The organism is Stenotrophomonas chelatiphaga, assembly GCF_032054965.1.
GTDB lineage: Bacteria > Pseudomonadota > Gammaproteobacteria > Xanthomonadales > Xanthomonadaceae > Stenotrophomonas > Stenotrophomonas chelatiphaga.
This window is the reverse complement of record NZ_DAMBRS010000005.1, coordinates 64,909-83,281: the sequence shown is the minus strand read 5'-3', so window position 1 is coordinate 83,281 and position 18,373 is coordinate 64,909. Positions and strand designations below refer to the sequence as shown.

Below are 18,373 nucleotides of genomic sequence, written 5' to 3'. Positions count from 1 at the left end.
CGGCCACGGCGTGCGCGGCTCACGCCGTGGGGATGGTGCCGCCGTCGATGACGTACTCGCTGCCGGATATCGAGGCAGCGCGTGGGGAGGCCAGGAACGCGATCAGGTCGGCCACTTCATGGGGCATGGCCGGCCGCCCCAGCGGAATACCGCCGAGCTGGTCCATGATCAGTTTCTGCCCACCTGCGTAGTCTGTCCCGGCCTGCGCGGAAACCCGTTCGACCAGGGCGACGGAGGCTTCCGTTTCGATCCAGCCCGGCGCTACCCGCACCACGCGTACGCCCTTCGGGGTGACCTCTTTGGACAATGCCTTGCTGTAGGTGGACAGCGCCGCCTTGGCGGCGGCATAGGCCATCGTGGCTTCCGGCAGCGGCAGGGTGCGCTGGATGGAGGTGACATGGATGATCACGCCGGACCGCTGCGCCAGCATGCCCGGAAGCAGTGCGCGGTCCAGCCGCACGGCCGACATCAGGTTGAGCTCCAGCTCCTTGCTCCATTCGGCATCGTCCAGCGCAGCGAAGCCACCGGCAGGCGCGGACGATCCGCCGACCACGTTGACCAGGATGTCGAGGCCACCCAGATGGTGGACCGCGTCCACCGCCAGCGCACCCGCGCCTGCGGCGGTCGCCACGTTGGCGGCAAGGTAGTGCACACCGTCGCTGGGCTGCGCCGGCAATGAACGCGAGGCGGCGACCACGCGGGCGCCGGCCTGGCGGAGTACGTCCACCACGGCCGCGCCGACGCCGCGCGTACCGCCGCTGACCAGTACGCGCTTGCCGGCCAGTTGAAGGTCGAAGTTCATGCGGAGATCTCCAGCGTGGCGATCTTGCCGCGTTCCAGGGTGAAGGCGTAACGCAGGTCCACCGGGCTGCCGGGGAAGTCGCCGACCACGTGGCTGGTGACGATATAGGTGCGCTCGTCCTTCTCTACGTTGATGGGGGTGGCGGTGTAGCGGTAGCGGTCGGCGGTGTGCGCTTTCCACGCTTCGATGGCGGCAAGGCCGGTGTGGGTCTGGCCTTCGTCCAGCACGCGTCCATCTGGGTTGAAGCAGCGGGCGACGGCGGGGCCATCGTGCGCATCGGCAGTGAAGTAGGCGCTGATCGGCTCGGGCAGGTGCAGGTCATTCATGGGCAGGCTCCGGTTGAGGTACGGGCTCAGGATGGCCCGTTCCTGCCGTCAACAGAATCGCCTACTATCTGATCAGGCTATGTAGGAATCAGGGCACAATGCGCGGCTCCGAATTCGCAGAACTGAAAGCATTCGCGGCGGTGGTCGACCGTGCCAGCTTCGCCCGTGCCGCCGACCATCTCGGCCTGTCGCGCTCTGCGCTCAGCCAGATCGTGCGGCAGCTGGAGGCGCGGCTGGGAGTGCGCCTGTTGAACCGCACCACGCGGAGTGTTTCGCCCACCGAGCCGGGACGCCGGCTGCATGAGCGGATCGCGCCGATGCTGCGCGAGATGGACGACGCGGTCGCGCAGGCGGTAGGCACCACCGCGCGCACGGCCGGTACGCTGCGGATCAACACGCTCGGCATGGCGGCCCGCAAGCTCATCGCCCCGCGGCTGGGCCGCTTTGCGCAGGCCCATCCGGATGTGGTGCTCGACATCGTGATCGACGATGGCCTGCGCGATATCGCCGGCGAGGGCTTCGACGCCGGCATCCGGGTGGGTGGGCGGCTGCAGAAGGACATGATCGCGGTGCGGCTGACACCGGACGTGGAGCTGCTGGCGGTGGCGTCCCCCGAGTACCTGGCGCGGCATGGCGAACCCAAGGTGCCGGCCGATCTGCAGCAGCATGCGTGCATCGGCTGGCGCTTCCCGGGCAGTGGCAAGATCGCCAGTTGGGAGTTCCGCAGGAAAGGGAAAAGCGTGGAGTTCGTTCCCGAGGGCAAGGTGCTGTCCAACCACCAGGACATCGTGGTGCCGGCCGCACTGCAGGGCCTGGGGATCCTGTACGCCTACAACGACGACGGAATTGCCGAGGCACTGCAGGATGGACGGTTGAAGCGCGTGCTCGCCGACTGGTCGCCCACCGTACCGGGCCTGTTCCTGTACTACTCCAGTCGCCGCTACCTGCTGCCGGCGCTGCGTGCATTCATCGATTGTCTGCTGGATCGTGACCTGGGACAGGAACGGGACAATCAGCCATAGGTCGCTGGGGCTGGGACGAAGCGGGCTGGCACGACGCGCTCACCGGCCGTGGCCGGTGCTGGTCGGGATATGCGTAGACCCCCTGTGTGGGGTCATCAGTGACACAGCGTGGCGGATGCCCGAAGGGGCGGCCGCGGTGTCCGTGACTTCGCTTCCTCCCCCCTTCACCGAGGATCCGCCATGGACACCGCCCTTCCTGCTGCAGCACATGCGCCACCGATCGATGCGCGCCTGCCCGGCCCATTGCGTACCGAAGAGCTCATCGCCGGTGGCGAGGGCGAGTTGTTCATCCGCAGCTGGCGGCCGACTGGCCCGGTACGCGCCGTGCTGGTGATCGTGCCGGGATTCAACTCGCACAGCGGCCACTACCAGTGGGCCGCCGCGCAGTTCACCGCGATCGGGTTGGCGGTGTACGCCGTCGACCTGCGTGGGCGTGGCAAGTCCAGCGGGCTGCGCTTCCATGTGCAGCATTTCGACGATTACCTGGCCGACGTGCAGTCGTTGATGGACGTGGCGCGCTCACGCGAGCCAGCCGTCCCGGTGTTCCTGCTCGGCCACAGTGCCGGCGGGGTGATTGCAAGCGCATACGCATTGGAACACCAGGACGCGCTGGCCGGGCTGATCTGCGAAAGCTTCGCCCTGCAGGTCCCCGCACCTGCGCCGGTGCTGGTGCTGGTGCGCTGGCTCAGCGGACCGTTCCCGAAGCTGCGCGTGCTGACGCTGCCGAACAAGGAGTTTTCGCGCATGCCCGATGCGGTCGCCGCGCTCGATGCCGACCCGCTTATCGCGGGCGAGAAGCAGACCGCGCTCACCGTGGCGCAGATGCTGGCTGGCAGCGACCGGCTGCGGCGTGGCTTTCCGACGCTGCGCCTGCCGGTACTGATCGCCCATGGCACCGCCGACAAGGTCACCGTGCCCGGTGGCAGCCAGCTGTTCCATGACACCGCAGGCTCCGTCGACAAGACCCTGCGGCTGTACCCGGAGCACGCGCATGACCTGCTCAACGATGTCGGACGCGAGCAGGTGATGCGCGACTTCCAGCAGTGGATCGAGGCGCACCTGGTTACCCAGCACGGGAGACTGCAATGAACCTGATACCGCGTTGGTTCCGCTTTCCTCCGTCCAGAGGTTACTTCCGGCATTCGCCTGGATACCGGCAAGCAGGCATTGTCGCGCTTCACTCCAGGGAAGGTGGTCGTCATGTTTCGCTCCGCGCTGTGCGTTGCCCTGCTGTTTTCGCTGCCGACGCTGGCGCATGCCGCGGCCCCCGCTGTTCCAAGCCCTTGTGAGGATGCCGAAACCTCTGCGCAGCTGCACGGTTCACTGTGCATGACGGTGCCGGTGCCGCTGCACCACGCCGCCCCGGAAGGGGAGACCATCCCGCTGTTCGTGCGCCGCTTTCCGGCCCCTGCTTCAGTCAAACGGCGCGGCGAAGTGTGGTTGCTGTCCGGTGGACCGGGCGAGGCCGGGGCATCGTTGTACCCGACGATCGCGACCTACCAGCGTGCGTTTCCCGGCTTTGACCTGGTGATTCCCGATCACCGCGGCACCGGGCGTTCGGCCCGCATCTGCCCGCAGCAGGAAGCGCCGGACAGCGCGGACGGCACCGGACTGGCTGGCAGCGAGTGGGGCCCCTGTATCGGCGCGATGTATGCCAACGTGCCGCGCACGGCAGCGTTCTCCACGACCGAGGCCGCGCAGGACCTCGGTCTGTTGATGTCCCAGCGGCCTGCCGACGGCCAGGTGCTGCTGTATGGCGTTTCCTACGGCACCCAGCTTGCCCTGCGCGCGCTGCAGGTCACCTCGCTGCCGCTTGATGGTCTGGTGCTGGATGGTCTGGTGCCGCCGGAGCGCACCGAGCAGTGGGACCTGAGCCGTCGCACCGCGCTGGTCGATGAGGTCGGGCGCCAGGCGCTCGGCGAGGCGGGCGTGGCGACGTACCGCCGCGTGCTGGCCGCGCCGGCAGATGCGCCGTGGCGCACGCAGGTACCTGGAGGCGATCTGCGTCGCTTCTTTGCCGCGCTGCTGAGCTTCCCGACATTGCGCGATCGGATGCCGCAGATCGTGCAGGACCTGTCCAACGGCGATGCGCGTTCGCTGGACACCACTGTGACCGACTGGAAGGCGGCGCTGGTTCGGCTGGGGCAGGGCGGCAACAACCAGCCCGCACTGCCGCTGGTGATGCTGATTTCTGCATCGGAGAACAATGCCCGGCCGGGGCTGACCAAGGACACTGTGGAGGCTGAACAGAAGGATGCCCTGTTCGTCAGCCCGATTCCCGGCCTGCTGGTGGGCAGTCCGGTGCCGGCCTATCCGAAGGATGCGTGGTTCGGCCAGAGCCCGAAGACCCTGCCCAGGACACTGGTGGTGCATGGCACGCTGGACCCGAACACCGCCTACGCCGGCGCGCTCGAACACGCCGCCACCCTGGCCAAGGCCGGCCCGCTGCAGTTCCACACGGTGGAGCGGGGTGCGCACCTGTTGCCGCTGGTGGCGCCTTCGTGTTTTGTCACCGCGGTGCAGGCGTTCGTGGATGGCAGGGAGGCTGCAGCGCGCTGCGCGGAGCCGGCCTCCCCCTGAGCACTCACCGGCAGGCGATCAGCCGCCTGCCGACGCGTCAGCTGCGTGCAGGTTCGACGATCACCGCCGTGCCATAGCACAGCACCTCGGTCAGGCCGGTCATGATGTCGGTGGCGTCGTAGCGCATGGCGATGATCGCGTTGGCGCCCAGCATCCGTGCATGCTTCATCATGTCCCGGTAGGTTTCTTCGCGGGCCTGCTCGCACAACTGGGTGTAGATGGTGATGTTGCCGCCGAACAGGGTCTGGATGCCGCCCAGGAAGTTGCCGACGATCGACCGCGAGCGCACGGTGATGCCGCGCACCACGCCCATGTTCTGCACCACGCGGAAGCCGGGCAGCTCGAGTGCGGTTGTGATCATCGAATCGTCCAGACGCGCTTCGCCAGCAGGACGACGAGCCGTGTTGTAAGGATCAGCCATGGGTGTCTCGGAGATTGGGGGTGAAGGGTGAAGGTAGATCGCGCGGCAGGCGCGGCAGCAGGTTGGTGTCAGTCGCGCACTGCGATCACCCGCAGCGCAAGGGCGGCCTCATAGACCCGCCCGGATGCTTCGTCCAGCGCTTCCATGCCGGCAATCAGGCGGCCATGCTTGAAGGGCACGTAGTCGTTGAAGCTGCCCATGCCGCCGAACACCGACATGACCGAGCCGGAGAGCAGGTTGAGCGATTGCTGGTCAAGCGGGTTACCCGCCAGCGCCTCGGCCTGGTGCAGGCAGGAAACGAAGTGCCGCCGCCATTCGCACGCGCTGTCGCGTGCCAGCAGATCGCAGAGCGTACCCAGTTCCCTGATCAGCTCATCCAGTTGCGCGGCTCTGTCGTCCATGCGGCTGACTATACGGGCAAGACCACGTCAGGAAAGCATGCCGCGCTCAGTCCTTGGCATCCCATTGCGCCAGGTGCAGCAGCACGCCCGCGGGGTCCCACACGTAGGTTACCCGCGCACCATAGGGCTCAGCCCGCGGCGGTGCCACGCGCGCGCCAGGGTACCTGCCGGTGTCCAGCAGCGCGCGGATGGCGCTGAAGCAGGCGGCGGCATCCTGTACGGAAACATGCAGCATGGTGTTTTCCGCCCATTCCTTCGCGTAGCCGCGCTGCAGGTAGAACCGCGAAGGGCCCAGCTTGAACAGGGCCAGAGTGTCGTCCGACCACTCGCGCTCGCAGCCCAGCGCTGCATAGAAGGCCTGCGAGAGGGCGAAATCCTGGGAAGGGAGGAATGTCCTGACGTCGGTGGCCTGAAGGTCGATCATGTTCTACGCCTCTGTGGCTGCATGCGCGAGGGTGCCACGGTCCAGTGTCCTCAACCAACCTGCGACGCGGGCTGCGGCTTCGATGGGCTGGGCTTGGAGCAGCAGGTGGGGCCCGTCCAGAAGGTGCGTTTCAGGGGGACGCTGCAGGCCGCGCTCGATCGATTGCAGGGCGCCGGCCTGCAACAGTCGATCCTCGTTTGCATGGAGGCAAAGGACTGGCGCGGAGATCGCGGGAAGCAACCCGCGAACGTCGATCCGAAGTGTCGCCACTGCGCGTGCACGCAGCACGGGCGGCGACGTCGTAGCCAGCGCATCACGCAGCGCGCTTTGGAGTGATGGCGTTCGCCAGCGTCCCAACAGAAGCCGGGCCAACAGCGCGACGGGCGGCAAAGGCAGCGGTAGCTTCAGCACGCGGGCCAAGGTTGACGGGACGGGCACCGGGGCACGTGCAAACGTGGTGGAAAGGATGATGCCGCGAAGCGATGTCAGGCCGGTTGCCCCGAGCATCACTGTCAACGGCCCCGCAAATGATTCACCGAGCAACACGAAGGGCGGTCGCTGGAGCAGTTGAGGGCGAAGCCAATCCCTCAATGCGTCATAGCCCATGGTCTGACTGACCGGGTATGCAATGGCCTCGGACTGGATCCCATGCGCCTCCAACGCCTGCATGAACGGGACGGACAGGCGGCCGCCTCCATCCAGCCCTGGCAGGATGATCAGCAGGGGTGCGGAGCCGTTGGTCATTGTTGATATGAAGGTCAGGTGGGCCTGAAACAGAAAGGTTTCAGAGCGTTTGATGATAGTACGGAGGGAGCTGGGGATGTCATTGTGTCGAAAGCGACGCCTATTCGGCTCATCCGGTGAGCCGAATAGACCCTCTATTCGGCTCACGGTCGTACCAGCGTTGACTCTACGCTGGTTGATACCCGCAACGGATCACTCCTGCCTGTGAACGGTATTGGCCGCCGCTGCCCCTGCCAGTCCACGCTGTGTGGATGACCGATACCCCCCTCAGTTTCAACGGACAGGTAGGCCTGATCACCGGCGCGGCAGGTGGCCTGGGCCTGGCCTATACGCGCCTGCTGGCACGCCTGGGCGCCAAAGTGGTGATGCAGGACGTCGGCGCCGACCGCGATGGCGAAGGGCGCGATCCGGACCGGGTAACCCGTGCCGCTGCACGGCTGCGCATAGAAGGACTGGATGTCACCAGCCGCGGGCTTTCCATCGATACGCGGGCACAGTGCCACGCGCTGGTGGATGAAGTGCTGGGCCAGCACGGGCGGCTGGACTTCATCATCCACAACGCCGGCTGGGTGCATTACCAGCCCATTGAGGACATCGGCGAGCTGCCGCTGGAGCGCATGCTGGATATCGCCGCCAAGGCGCCGTTATGGCTGGCCCAGGCAGCGTGGCCGGCGATGCGTGCGGCGGGCGGCGGGCGCATCGTACTGACCACGTCCGACCGTGCCCTGTATCCGCAGTACGTGCAGCACGGGCTGGCCAGCTACGCGATGGCCAAGAGCGCGGCGGTGGGCCTGATGAACGTGCTGGCGGCGGAGGGTGAGGCCGACAACATCATCGTCAACGCGGTATCGCCGGTCGCCAAGACGCGCATGTGGGGCGTATACGGCGAACCCGACGAGCTGCATCCCGATGCGGTAGCGCCCGGTGTGGCCTGGCTGGCCTCGTCGCGCTGCGTGCAGGGCGGCTGGGTACTGCGCGCGAGCAATGGCCAGTTCCACGCCACCCGCGCGCAGGAGCCTGCCGGCGTGAGCTACCCGCGCGACCTGCAGGGCGTGGCCGCCGACAGCGTGGATGCCTTCGATGCGGCATGGCCGGAGATCGCGCTGCCGGCCATCGAACCGCGGAGCAGGCAGCAGGCACTGCTACCCTGAGCACCTCCTGTCCATCGCAGCTGCCATGATCGACCTACGTTTGCTGCGCCAGTTCGTCGCCGTTGCCGAAGAACAGCATTTCCACCGTGCCGCCGCGCGCCTGCACATGTCACAGCCGCCGCTGACCGCGGCGATCCGCCGGCTGGAAGAGCAGGTTGGCACGCTGCTGGTGATCCGTGGCCATCGCACCGTGGGGCTGACCGCAGCCGGCCAGGTGCTGCTGGTGGAAGCACGGCATACGCTGCACCAGGCCGCACACGCACTGGATGCCACGCGCGAGGCCGCGGCCGGGCGTAGTGGGCGGGTGCGCGTGGCGTACGTGGGTAGTGCACTGTACGGGCGCCTGCCACAGTTGATCCGTGCCTTCCGGCGAAGCCATCCGCAGGTGCTGCTGGAGCTGCGCGAAGCGACCTCGCGCCAGCAACAGGACATGCTGGCCAAGGGCGAAGTGGACGTGGGCGTGCTCATCCCTCCGATCCCGTCCGCGCCCGAGCTGGAGTTGCACGCGTTCGATACCGATGCGCTGGTCATTGCGTTGCCGCGCGTGCATCCATTGGCCGCGCGCCCTTCGGTGCGGATGCAGGACCTTGCGGGCGAGGAGTTCATCGCCTGGCCTGCTGCCGAAGGCGAAGGCTTTCATTCGCACGTGATGCGCCAATGCGTGGCCGCTGGATTCATGCCCAAGGTGGTGCAGGAAGCACACGGCATGCATGCGGTGCTGTCATTGGTGGCGGTGGAGACCGGTATCGCCATCGTGCCGGCCAGCATGGCCGGGTTCCGCGATACGGAAGTCTGCTACCGGCCCGTGCAGTCGGACGATGCGCATTTCAGCCTGAGCTTCTGCGTGCGCACCGATGTGGATAATCCGGCCGTGCATGCGTTCATGGGGAGCGCCGGCTGCACGTGATGAGGTGCATGCAGCGATGCGACGCGTCGCGTTTGCCTCTTCAACTGCGTGATTCCAGTGGATAGCGTCTCAGATCACGTTTCTGGAACTCCAAGGAAGATCTGATGAGCGCGAGTTATGACAGTATCGTCGACCAGTACATGGCGTATGCCAACGCCTCCCCGACGCGGCCCATCGAAGCGCGCACGATGCTGCGGCTGGCGGGCGCAGTGGAGGACAAGTCCGTGCTGGACCTGGCCTGCGGATCGGGTTACTACGGCCGCGAGTTCCTTCGCCACGGGGCGCGCAGTGCCCATGGCGTGGACCAGTCGCAGGGCATGATCGATTTCGCACGTGCCCTGTCCACGTATCGTGGTGACGAGATGACGTTCCAGCAGCACGATGTCATGGAGATGCCGTTCACTGGCGCATATGACATCGTGCTGGCAGCGTACCTGTTCAACTACGCCGCTTCGCTGGACGAGCTGGGAAGGATGTTCGCCGCGGTGGTGCCGCATGTGAAGCGGGGCGGCCGGCTGGTGGTGCAGACCTTGAATCCCGATTATCGCCTGGCGCTGGGCAACTATGCGGCCTATGGGGTAAAGGTCCTGGGAGAGGAACCGTGGCAGCAGGGCGCGCGACTGTGCCTGGAGTTCCCCGGATCACCGCCGGCGTTGATCATCAACTATCGCTGGGAACGGGCGCACTACGAACAGGCGGTCCGTGCGGCAGGCTTCAGCACCGTGGAATGGCATGCGCCGGTACTTGAACAGGCCGATATCGATGCGCGTGCTGACGGGTACTGGGAGGGCTACGTGCACAACTGCATGTCGGTGAATCTGGTGTGCGAACGCTGAAACCGAAAGCCTGTGTTCGTATTCGCCTCTTCAATGCGTAGCCGACGTTGCGTAGCGTGGAAAGCACTCTACACAGGGAGTTTTCCGTCATGAATGCGCATTACGATGACATCGCAGGCCAGTACGCAGCGTATGCCAATGCGTCGCCCACCCGCGTGGTTGAACTGCGCACGATGCTGCACATGGCCGGGGAGCTGGAGGGCCGCAGGGTGCTGGATCTTGCATGCGGTTTTGGCTTTTATGGCCGGGCGATGCTCCGGGCCGGCGCCGCCAGCGCGCATGGGGTGGACCAGTCGCCGGAAATGGTGGCGATCGGGCGGCAGATGTCAGCGCATGCGGGGGATGCGATGACCTTCCAGGTAAGCGACTTCCTGCAGTTGGCCCCAGTGCGCGAGTACGACGTTGCGGTGGCCGCGTTCCTGTTCAACTACGCGCAGTCGCTGGACGAGCTGGCGCGGATGGCCAAGGCGGCGTTCCAGCATGTGCGTGCAGGCGGCAGGATCGCGGTGGAGACGATGAATCCGCAGTACTGCCTGGCGGAGGGTGATTGTTCGAAGCACGGCCTGCGGGTGCTGGACGATGTGCCTTGGAAGGAGGGTGCGAAGATGGAGATCGAGTTCCCGGGCGCTCCACCGGCGCGGATCACCGTGTTCCGCTGGGCACGTGAGCACTACGAACGTGCGTTCGCAGAGGCAGGCTTCACCGAACTGGTGTGGCAGGCCCCCTGTCTGTTGGAGCAGGACCGGCTGGCCCAGCCAGCGGGATACTGGGACGATCTGCTGCGCAACGGATTGGCGGCGTGGTTCTCCTGCACCAGGCCGTAGCGCCGCGCCATGCTCGGCGAGCGCGCAGCGCGGATCAGCGCCGGTCGCGCTTCATCCACGCGCGCAGGAACAGCGCGATCAGGCCACTGAAGATCACCCACGAGACGACGTCGAACAAGCCATCGCCGATCAACGCGCTGACCAGCCCGACCAGGCTTGCCAGCGTTATCCAGGCCGGTGCGACGAAGGGACTGTTCATGCCACCTCCTGGGTCTGCGCGCGTTCGATCTCCGCCACGCGCGTGGCGGTGTTGCCGCGCTTGAACCACAGGTACAGGCCACTGACCAGCACGGCGATGGTCAACAGGTCCAGCAGGGCCCACAGGATCTTCAGCGGCAGCTTGCCGTAATCACCGAAGTGCAGCGGTTGGCTGAGCAGCAGCACGGTCATGTAGGTCGGCAACTGCGGCTGCGCGGTCAGCGCGCCGGTGGTCGCATCGATCAGTACCGGGCGGTACAGGCGTTCGGTCAGCGGCGAATTGCCCTGCATGAACACCCCGAAATGATGGTCACCGCTGTAGCCGGTGCCGGGGAAACTGACGAAGGCCGGTCGCATCTCCGGCTCGGCGGCGCGCGCGGTGGCCACTGCCGCCTGCAGCGAAGCCAGCTGGGTGGGCTTGGGCTGGCCGGCATACTGCGCGGCGAACTCACCCAGCTGCTGCGTCTGCCAGGCCTGCTCAAGCGGCTTGGCCAAGGTGTTGATGGCACCGGTCAGGCCCACCACCAGTGCCCAGCCGAGCGTGACGATGCCGATGACGTTGTGCAGGTCCAGCCAGGCCAGTCGCCGGCTGCGGCCGGTGCGCAGGGTGCCGAAGCGCTGCTTGCGCATGAACGGGCCATACAGCACCAGCCCGGAGATGATCGCCACCACGAACAGCAGCCCCATCGCGCCCATGAACAACAGCCCGGGCAGGCCGAGGAACAGATCGGTGTGCAGGCGGTACAGGAAGTACATCACGCCTTCGTTGAACTGCGGTGCGGGCACCTGCTCGCCGCTGATCGTATTGAGCAGCACGGTCTGCATCTGCGGTGCCGGCGTATCGGTGCGCGCGCCGGTGTTGACGTACATCAGTGGAGCGTCCGGGTCCCAGCCGACGAACAGCGGGACATTGCCAGGGAAGTGCTGCAGCGCGGTCGCTACCTGCGCGTCCAGGTCGCGCAGGGTGGCATCGGCGGGTGCGGCCGGCACTTCGGGATCGGCGCCGGTGAGGTGGGCGATTTCATGGCCGAACACCAGCGGCAGGCCGGTCAGGCACAGCAGCAGCAGGAACAGGGTGCAGACCAGGCTGGTCCACTTGTGGACCACGAACCAGGCTTTGATGGCGGAGCGTTGCATGCAGCAGGAATCCTCGGGCGACGGCTGGAGGTGGAGCGTTGATCAGAACCGGCGAGGACTGATGCCGCGGATTATCCGGATGCGGAGATGTGAATACAAATGATTCGCAGGCGCGGCGCGCGTGGATCAGACCGGAGATTCGGGTGCGCAGCGCAGGCTCAACCACGCCCCGCCGTCGTCGGCACCGCCGGCGCGCAGCCGGAAGCCATGCAGCCCTGCGATGGCAGCCACGATGGAAAGCCCCAGGCCGAAGCCCTCGGCCCGCCCGGACTCGTTCTGGCCCCGGTAGAAGCGCTGGAACACCAGCTCGCGGTCTTCGGCAGGGATGCCGGGACCGGAGTCGATGATGTCGATGCGCGGTGCGCCCTGGTCTTCCACCACGCGCAGCACGATCCGGCCGTGTTCGGGGGTGAAACGGATGGCATTGGACAGCAGGTTGGCCAGGGCTTCGAACAGCAGTTCGCGGTCGCCACGCAGGGTGCTTGCGCCGTCGCCGATTTCCAGCTCCAGCGTCTGCTCTTTCTCTTCCGCCAGTGGCAGGTAGAACGCGTGCAGTTCTTCCAGCAGTGCGGCGACCTGCACGTCTTCGAATGCCGAACGACGTTGGCCGCTTTCCAGTTCCGATACCCGCAGCAGCGCGCTGAAGCGGGTCATCAGCAGATCGGTCTCGGCCAGGGCGCGGTCGATCTGCATCGCCTGCGGGCCGTCATCGCCCAGCGCCACGCGGGTGCGGTAAAGATGCGCGCGCAGGCGGGTGAGCGGGGTACGCAGGTCGTGCGCGATGCTGTCGCACACGCCTTTCACTTCGGTCATCAACTGTTCGATGCGCTCCAGCATGGCGTTGACGATGCTGGACAGGCGGTCGATCTCATCGCGGCGGTCGGACACCGGCAGGCGTTGGCCCAGGTCACCGGCGATGATCCGGTTGGTGGCCGCTTCGATCTGCTGGATGCGCTTGAGCGGGCGGCGCCGCAGGAAATGCCAGCCGGCCAGCCCGGGAATCACGGTCAGTGACACGCCCCACCACAGTGCATCGAGGATGATGCTGTTGACCGCGGTCAGCTTGCCGCTCTGCCGTACCAGCACCAGCACGCGGTCGTCCTGGGTGCGGACGGCCAGCGCACGCCCGCTTTCGGCGCGCACCCCATCGGCCAATCGCCAGCCGGGAATTTCGCGCGAGCGCTGGTCGGGCTGTACGCCGTGGGGCATCGCGATCAGCGGGCCGGACAGATGCTTGCCCTGTTCGGTGAACACACCGTAGGCGTAGGTACCGTGGATGTCATAGCGCAGGCTGTCACTGAGCGCTTCGTCCATGGTGGGGCCCTGGAAGCGCTGGAACAGATGTGCGCGCTGCAGCAGCGCCGATTCGGACAGGCCATCCAGGTAATCCGAGACACGCCAGTACATCACCCCCAGCAGCACGCTGGACCAGGCGATGAACAGCAGCGAATACAGGCCGAGCAACCGGCTGCTGGACGAGCGCCAGCCCTCAGTAAGCCGGGTCGAAGACATAGCCGGTTCCTCGTACGGTCTTGATCGGCTGCAGCCGGCCCGGTTGTTCGATGCGGCGGCGCAGGCGGCCGATGTGGACCTCGATCAGGTTGGTGCCGGGGTCGAAGTGGTAGCCCCATACTTCCTGGAACAGCATGGTGCGGCTGAGCACCTGGCCGGCATTGCGCATCAGGAACTCCAGCAGCTTGAATTCGGTGGGCAGCAGGCTGATCTCCTGCCCGCCGCGACGCGCGCAGCGCGCCATCAGGTCCAGTTCCAGGTCGCCCACCCGCAGTTGGCTGTCCGCTGGCGCTACCTGCGCATGGCGCCGCAGCAGCACTTCCACGCGTGCGGACATTTCATCGGACGCGAACGGTTTGGTCAGGTAGTCATCGCCGCCGGCGCGCAGCCCGCGCACGCGTTCATCCACGTCCGACAGCGCGCTGATCATCAGCACCGGCGTGGTGATGCCTTCGTTGCGCAGGCGCGCCACCAGGGCCAGGCCATCCAGCCCGGGCAGCATGCGGTCCAGCGTGATCACGTCGTAGCCCCCGTGCCGGGCCAGTGCCAGCCCGGCGATGCCATCGGCGGCCAGCTCGACCTCGAAGCCATGGCTGCGCAGCTCCGTGGCGATCTCTTCGGCGGTGACGGCGTCGTCTTCTATGGTCAGTACGCGCGGCATGGACCGATACGGAAAGGAGGTCCGATGCATCCTCGCAACCCGGGGCAGGGACTGCAAATGAAAAATGTTTCATCTGGAATCCACGTCCAGCGTCGCCCGGGTCTTCTATATTCGCCGCCAGACCTTCCACGTTCCTCCCCAGGAAACATCCCCGATGTGGCTTTCCGCTCCCCGCAGGCTGGCGTGTGCCGGCATGACCTGCCTGATCCTTGCTGCCTGCAGCCGTGAAAAAGCCGAGCAGGCACCGGTCCCGCCCACCGTGCAGGTACTCACCCTGCAGGCGCAGGCCGTGCCGCTGCAGCAGGAACTGCCCGGACGCACGGCGGCCTCGGAGGAGTCGGACGTGCGGCCGCAGGTATCGGGCGTGCTGCTGAAGCGCCTGTTTGAAGAAGGCGCGGTGGTCAAGCCCGGGCAGCCCTTGTTCCAGATCGAACCGGCGCTGTACCAGGCCGCGGCCAACGAGGCCCAGGCCAACCTGCGCACCGCCCAGGCCACGGCGGTGGCCGAGGGCCTGCGCGCGCAGCGCCTGCAGGCACTGGGCAGGGAACAGCTGAGTTCGCGCCAGGACGTGGACGATGCGCTGGCCACCGCCAAGCAGTCCGCCGCGGCGGTGGATGCAGCGGCCGCGGTGGTGGAAACCGCGCGCACCAACCTGCGCTTTGCCGCGGTTTCCGCGCCCATCGGCGGGCGTATCGGCCGCGCGCTGTTCACTCCCGGTGCGCTGGTGACCTCCGGCCAGGCCGAGCCGCTGGCCAAGATCCAGCGGCTGGATCCGATGAACGTGGACATCACCCAGTCCAGCAACGAGTTCCTGGCGCTGCGCCGGGCGGTGGCCGAAGGCGGGGTGCAGGATTCGACCACGCCGGTGACGCTGAAGCTTTCCGACGGCAGCGAGTATCCGCTGCCGGGCACGCTGCAGTTCGCCGATCTGGACGTGGATCCGGGCACCGGCAGCATCACGCTGCGGGCCACCTTCCCGAACCCGGACGGGCAGCTGTTGCCGGGCATGTACGTGCGCGCGATGGTCGGGCAGGGCACGCGCCAGCAGGCCCTGCTGGTGCCGCAGGCGGTGGTGGACCGCAGTGCCCGTGGCAATGCACTGGCCTGGGTGGTGGATGCACAGGACATCGTGCGCCAGCGTGAGTTCCGCACCGTGCGTGCGGTGGGGGATCAGTGGCTGGTGCTGGATGGACTGCAGCCGGGCGAGCGCATCGTGACCAGTGGCCGGCAGGGGCTGGCCGATGGGGCCAGGGTGACCGTGGGCCCGGCGCCTGCAGCGCCTGCCGCAGCGAACAAGGACTGACCCGCGCATGCTCTCGCGCTTCTTCATCCATCGCCCCATCTTTGCCTGGGTGCTGGCGATCTGCATCATGGCGCTGGGCAGCATGGCGGTCGTCCAGCTGCCGGTGGAACAGTACCCGGACATCGCCCCGCCGCAGATAAACATCACCGCCCGCTACACCGGCGCCTCCGCGCAGACGGTGGAAGACAGCGTCACCCAGGTGATCGAACAGCAGATCAAGGGCATCGACAACCTGCTGTATTTCTCATCCACCAGTTCGTCCAACGGGCAGTCGCGCATCACCGTCACCTTCGACCAGCGGGCCGATCCGGATATCGCCCAGGTGCAGGTGCAGAACAGCGTCAACCAGGCCATCAACCGCCTGCCGCAGGAGGTGCAGCAGCAGGGGGTGACGGTCGCCAAATCGCAGGGCGATGCACTGATGGTGGTGGCGCTGTATGACACCACCGGGCGGATGCAGCGCGTGGACGTGTCGGACTTCCTGACCAGCAGCGTGCAGGATCCGATGAGCCGGATTCCCGGCGTCGGCGAGATCGATGTGTTCGGTGCACCGTATGCGATGCGGATCTGGATGGATCCCCACCAGCTGCGAGCCTATGGCCTGATGCCCTCGGACATCCGCACCGCGGTGGAAGCACAGAACACCCAGGTGACGGCCGGCGAGCTCGGCGCGTTGCCGGCGGCGGCCGACCAGCGGCTCAATGCCACGGTGACCGCGCAGTCGCGGCTGCAGACCCCCGAACAGTTCCGCGAGATCATCCTGAAGACACTGCCCAATGGCGCGGCGGTGACCCTGGGCCAGGTGGCGCGGGTGGAGATCGGCGCGGAAGGCTACACGATGAGCAGCTTCCTCAACGGCTATCCGGCCGCTGGTTTTTCGGTGACGCTGGCGTCGGGCGCCAACGCGCTGGCCACCGCCGATGCGATCCGCGCGGAGATGGAGCGGCTCAAGCCGACCTTCCCGCCGGGCCTGCAGGTGGCCTATCCGCGCGACAGTACGCCGTTCGTGCGGGTGTCGGTGGAAGGGGTGGTGCACACCCTGATAGAGGCGATCCTGCTGGTGGTCGTGGTGATGTTCCTGTTCCTGCAGAACCTGCGTGCCACGTTGATTCCGGCCATCACCGTGCCGGTGGTGCTGCTGGGTACGTTCGGCATCCTGGCGGTGGCCGGGTTCACCATCAACACGCTGACCCTGTTCGCGATGGTGCTGGCGATCGGCCTGCTGGTGGACGATGCGATCGTGGTGGTGGAGAACGTGGAGCGCATCATCCACGAGGAAGGCCTGCCACCACGCGAGGCAACCGAACGTTCTATGGGTGAGATCACCGGTGCGCTGATCGGCATCACCGTGGTGCTGGGCGCGGTGTTCCTGCCGATGGCGATGTTCGGCGGAGCCACCGGCATCATCTACCGCCAGTTCTCCGTCACCATCGCATCGGCGATGGCGCTGTCGGCGCTGGTGGCGCTGACCCTGACGCCGGCGCTGTGCGCCACCCTGCTCAAGCCGGCCGACAAGGAACGCCCACCGGGCCGCTTCTTCCGCTGGTTCAACCGCGGCGTGGAGCGTACCCAGCAGGCCTACCAGGGACGGCTGGGCCGGATCGTGGCCCACCCACGGCGCTGGATGACCTTCTATCTCGTGGTGCTGGTTGCGGTCGGGCTGTTGTATACGCGCATGCCGACCGGCTTCCTGCCGGTGGAAGACCAGGGCCTGGTGATGTTCCAGTTCACTACGCCCGAAGGCACGCCGATGGCCAGGACCGAGGCATTGGGCGAGGAGATCGGACGCTATTTCCGCGAGAACGAAAAGCAGAATGTCGACGTGGCCTTCGTGGTGGTCGGGCGCAACAACGCCGGCACCGGGCAGAACGCCGGCCAGGGCTTCGTGGCGCTGAAGCCGTGGAGCGAGCGCGATGCCGACAACAGTGCCGCGGCGATCATCGGCCGGGCCAGCAAGCACTTCGCCGGGCTGGTGGATGCCAAGGTCAACGTGCTGTCTCCGCCGGCAGTGCGTGGGCTGGGGCAGTCCAGCGGCTTCGAGCTGTGGCTGCAGGACAGCAGCGCGGCGGGCCGCCAATCCCTGCAGGGTGCGCAGCAGCGCGTGGTGCAGGCGGCCAACGCCGATGCCGGGTTGTCTTCGGTGCGGCTGAACGGGCTGGGTGACAAGGCGCAGCTGCAGCTGGACATCGACCATGCGCAGGCCAGTGCGCTGGGCCTGTCGCAGGCGGATATCAATTCCACCTTGTCGGCGGCATGGGGCGGCAGCTACATCAATGACTTCCTCGACCGTGGCCGGGTCAAGCGCGTGTACATGCAGGGCGACCAGCCGTACCGGTCGGTGCCGGAAGACATCGGCCAGTGGTACGTGCGTGGCAGCGATGGCCAGATGGCCTCCTTCGCCAGCTTCGCCAGCAGCCACTGGACGCGTGGCCCGCAGCTGCAGCAGCGCTTCAACGGGCTGCCGGCGATGGAGCTGCAGGGCAGTGCCGCCGAGGGCAGCAGCTCCGGCCAGGCGATGCAGCGCATGCAGCAGCTGGTGGGCGAAGAGCAGGGTGTCAGCCTGCAGTGGAGTGGCCTGTCCTACCAGGAGCAGATGGCGAGCAGCCAGACGCTGTGGCTGTACCTGGCCTCGATCGCGTTCATTTTCCTGTGCCTGGCGGCGTTGTACGAAAGCTGGTCGGTGCCGGTGGCGGTGGTGCTGGTGATCCCGTTGGGGGTGCTGGGCACGGTGCTGGCCACGACCGGTGCGGGCTTCATCAACGACATCTACTTCCAGGTCGGCCTGCTGACCACCATCGGCCTGTCGGCCAAGAACGCGATCCTGATCGTGGAGTTCGCCGAGGCCGAATACAACGCGGGCCGCACGGCGGTGGAGGCAGCCCTGGAGGGTGCGCGCCTGCGACTGCGGCCGATCGTGATGACCTCGCTGGCGTTCGTGGCCGGCGTGGTGCCGCTGGCCCTGGCGACCGGCGCCGGGGCGGTGAGCCGCCGCGAGATCGGTGTCAGCGTGATCGGCGGGATGGTGTCCGGCACGGTGCTGGCGATCCTGCTGGTGCCGTTGTTCTTCGTGCTGGTGCGCGGGCTGTCGCGGCGGAAAACGCCCGCCTGAATCGGCTGGGCGGTG

Annotated in this window: 19 protein-coding genes; 9 read left to right on the top strand and 10 right to left on the bottom strand. The window is 66.8% G+C overall.

The genetic code is table 11. From position 1 onward, the window contains the following. Positions 1-19 precede the first annotated feature (19 nt). Together RTX79_RS08810 and RTX79_RS08805 are read right to left on the bottom strand one after the other, a co-directional pair. Positions 20-802, bottom strand: a complete 783-nt coding sequence (locus RTX79_RS08810) for an SDR family oxidoreductase (RefSeq protein ID WP_312683248.1) — start codon at positions 800-802, stop codon at positions 20-22. Next, positions 799-1,128, bottom strand: a complete 330-nt coding sequence (locus RTX79_RS08805; protein WP_312683246.1) for a nuclear transport factor 2 family protein — start codon at positions 1,126-1,128, stop codon at positions 799-801. The genes RTX79_RS08810 and RTX79_RS08805 overlap by 4 nt, the downstream gene beginning before the upstream one ends. A gap of 98 nt (positions 1,129-1,226) precedes the next feature. On the opposite strand from RTX79_RS08805, the gene RTX79_RS08800 reads away from it, so the two are divergent. The 3 genes from RTX79_RS08800 (at position 1,227) to RTX79_RS08790 (ending at position 4,730) form a co-directional block, all read left to right on the top strand. Beyond that, a complete protein-coding gene (locus tag RTX79_RS08800) occupies positions 1,227-2,150 on the top strand; it encodes a LysR family transcriptional regulator (protein WP_312683244.1) in 924 nt (307 codons plus the stop codon). Between the two features lie 180 nt (positions 2,151-2,330). Next, on the top strand, positions 2,331-3,239 hold the full coding sequence (locus tag RTX79_RS08795) for an alpha/beta hydrolase (protein ID WP_312683242.1): 909 nt from the start codon (positions 2,331-2,333) through the stop codon (positions 3,237-3,239). A gap of 111 nt (positions 3,240-3,350) precedes the next feature. Beyond that, entirely contained in the window at positions 3,351-4,730 is a 1,380-nt protein-coding gene (locus tag RTX79_RS08790) for an alpha/beta fold hydrolase (RefSeq protein ID WP_312683241.1), read from the top strand. A gap of 37 nt (positions 4,731-4,767) precedes the next feature. On the opposite strand, the gene RTX79_RS08785 is transcribed toward RTX79_RS08790, so the two are convergent. From RTX79_RS08785 to RTX79_RS08770, 4 genes are all read right to left on the bottom strand, one after another. Further along, positions 4,768-5,151, bottom strand: a complete 384-nt coding sequence (locus RTX79_RS08785) for a YbjQ family protein (protein WP_057506926.1) — start codon at positions 5,149-5,151, stop codon at positions 4,768-4,770. A gap of 68 nt (positions 5,152-5,219) precedes the next feature. Continuing rightward, entirely contained in the window at positions 5,220-5,552 is a 333-nt protein-coding gene (locus RTX79_RS08780; RefSeq protein WP_312683240.1) for a DUF6966 domain-containing protein, read from the bottom strand. Positions 5,553-5,598: 46 nt separating this feature from the next. Further along, entirely contained in the window at positions 5,599-5,976 is a 378-nt protein-coding gene (locus RTX79_RS08775) for a glyoxalase (RefSeq protein ID WP_312683239.1), read from the bottom strand. Between the two features lie 3 nt (positions 5,977-5,979). Further along, positions 5,980-6,720 carry an alpha/beta fold hydrolase gene (locus RTX79_RS08770; protein WP_312683237.1) on the bottom strand — a complete coding sequence of 247 codons (741 nt, stop codon included), beginning with the start codon at positions 6,718-6,720 and terminating at the stop codon, positions 5,980-5,982. A 251-nt stretch (positions 6,721-6,971) separates the two neighbouring features. Here RTX79_RS08770 and RTX79_RS08765 point away from each other — a divergent pair, with 251 nt between their 5' ends. From RTX79_RS08765 to RTX79_RS08750, 4 genes are all read left to right on the top strand, one after another. Beyond that, positions 6,972-7,871: an SDR family NAD(P)-dependent oxidoreductase gene (locus RTX79_RS08765; RefSeq protein WP_312683235.1), complete on the top strand. Its 900-nt coding sequence runs from the start codon at positions 6,972-6,974 to the stop codon at positions 7,869-7,871. 25 nt (positions 7,872-7,896) lie between these two features. After that, positions 7,897-8,778: a LysR substrate-binding domain-containing protein gene (locus RTX79_RS08760; RefSeq protein ID WP_312683234.1), complete on the top strand. Its 882-nt coding sequence runs from the start codon at positions 7,897-7,899 to the stop codon at positions 8,776-8,778. 104 nt (positions 8,779-8,882) lie between these two features. Further along, positions 8,883-9,614 (top strand): class I SAM-dependent methyltransferase, encoded by a 732-nt coding sequence (locus RTX79_RS08755; RefSeq protein WP_312683233.1) that lies wholly within the window; start codon positions 8,883-8,885, stop codon positions 9,612-9,614. 89 nt (positions 9,615-9,703) lie between these two features. Then, on the top strand, positions 9,704-10,438 hold the full coding sequence (locus RTX79_RS08750; RefSeq protein WP_312683231.1) for a class I SAM-dependent methyltransferase: 735 nt from the start codon (positions 9,704-9,706) through the stop codon (positions 10,436-10,438). Positions 10,439-10,472: 34 nt separating this feature from the next. On the opposite strand, the gene RTX79_RS08745 is transcribed toward RTX79_RS08750, so the two are convergent. From RTX79_RS08745 to RTX79_RS08730, 4 genes are all read right to left on the bottom strand, one after another. Beyond that, positions 10,473-10,637: a hypothetical protein gene (locus tag RTX79_RS08745; protein ID WP_170183996.1), complete on the bottom strand. Its 165-nt coding sequence runs from the start codon at positions 10,635-10,637 to the stop codon at positions 10,473-10,475. Continuing rightward, positions 10,634-11,773 (bottom strand): PepSY-associated TM helix domain-containing protein, encoded by a 1,140-nt coding sequence (locus RTX79_RS08740; RefSeq protein WP_057506918.1) that lies wholly within the window; start codon positions 11,771-11,773, stop codon positions 10,634-10,636. Before RTX79_RS08740 ends, RTX79_RS08745 begins: the two co-directional genes overlap by 4 nt. 126 nt (positions 11,774-11,899) lie before the next feature. Continuing rightward, complete coding sequence (locus RTX79_RS08735) at positions 11,900-13,285, bottom strand: ATP-binding protein (protein WP_057506917.1); 1,386 nt, start codon at positions 13,283-13,285, stop codon at positions 11,900-11,902. After that, a complete protein-coding gene (locus RTX79_RS08730; RefSeq protein ID WP_123700571.1) occupies positions 13,263-13,946 on the bottom strand; it encodes a response regulator transcription factor in 684 nt (227 codons plus the stop codon). Before RTX79_RS08730 ends, RTX79_RS08735 begins: the two co-directional genes overlap by 23 nt. 193 nt (positions 13,947-14,139) lie before the next feature. Between RTX79_RS08730 and RTX79_RS08725 the strand changes: the two genes are divergently transcribed. Then, entirely contained in the window at positions 14,140-15,249 is a 1,110-nt protein-coding gene (locus RTX79_RS08725) for an efflux RND transporter periplasmic adaptor subunit (RefSeq protein WP_245625239.1), read from the top strand. Positions 15,250-15,256: 7 nt separating this feature from the next. Further along, positions 15,257-18,358: an efflux RND transporter permease subunit gene (locus RTX79_RS08720; protein ID WP_312683228.1), complete on the top strand. Its 3,102-nt coding sequence runs from the start codon at positions 15,257-15,259 to the stop codon at positions 18,356-18,358. The last annotated feature ends 15 nt before the right edge of the window (positions 18,359-18,373 follow it).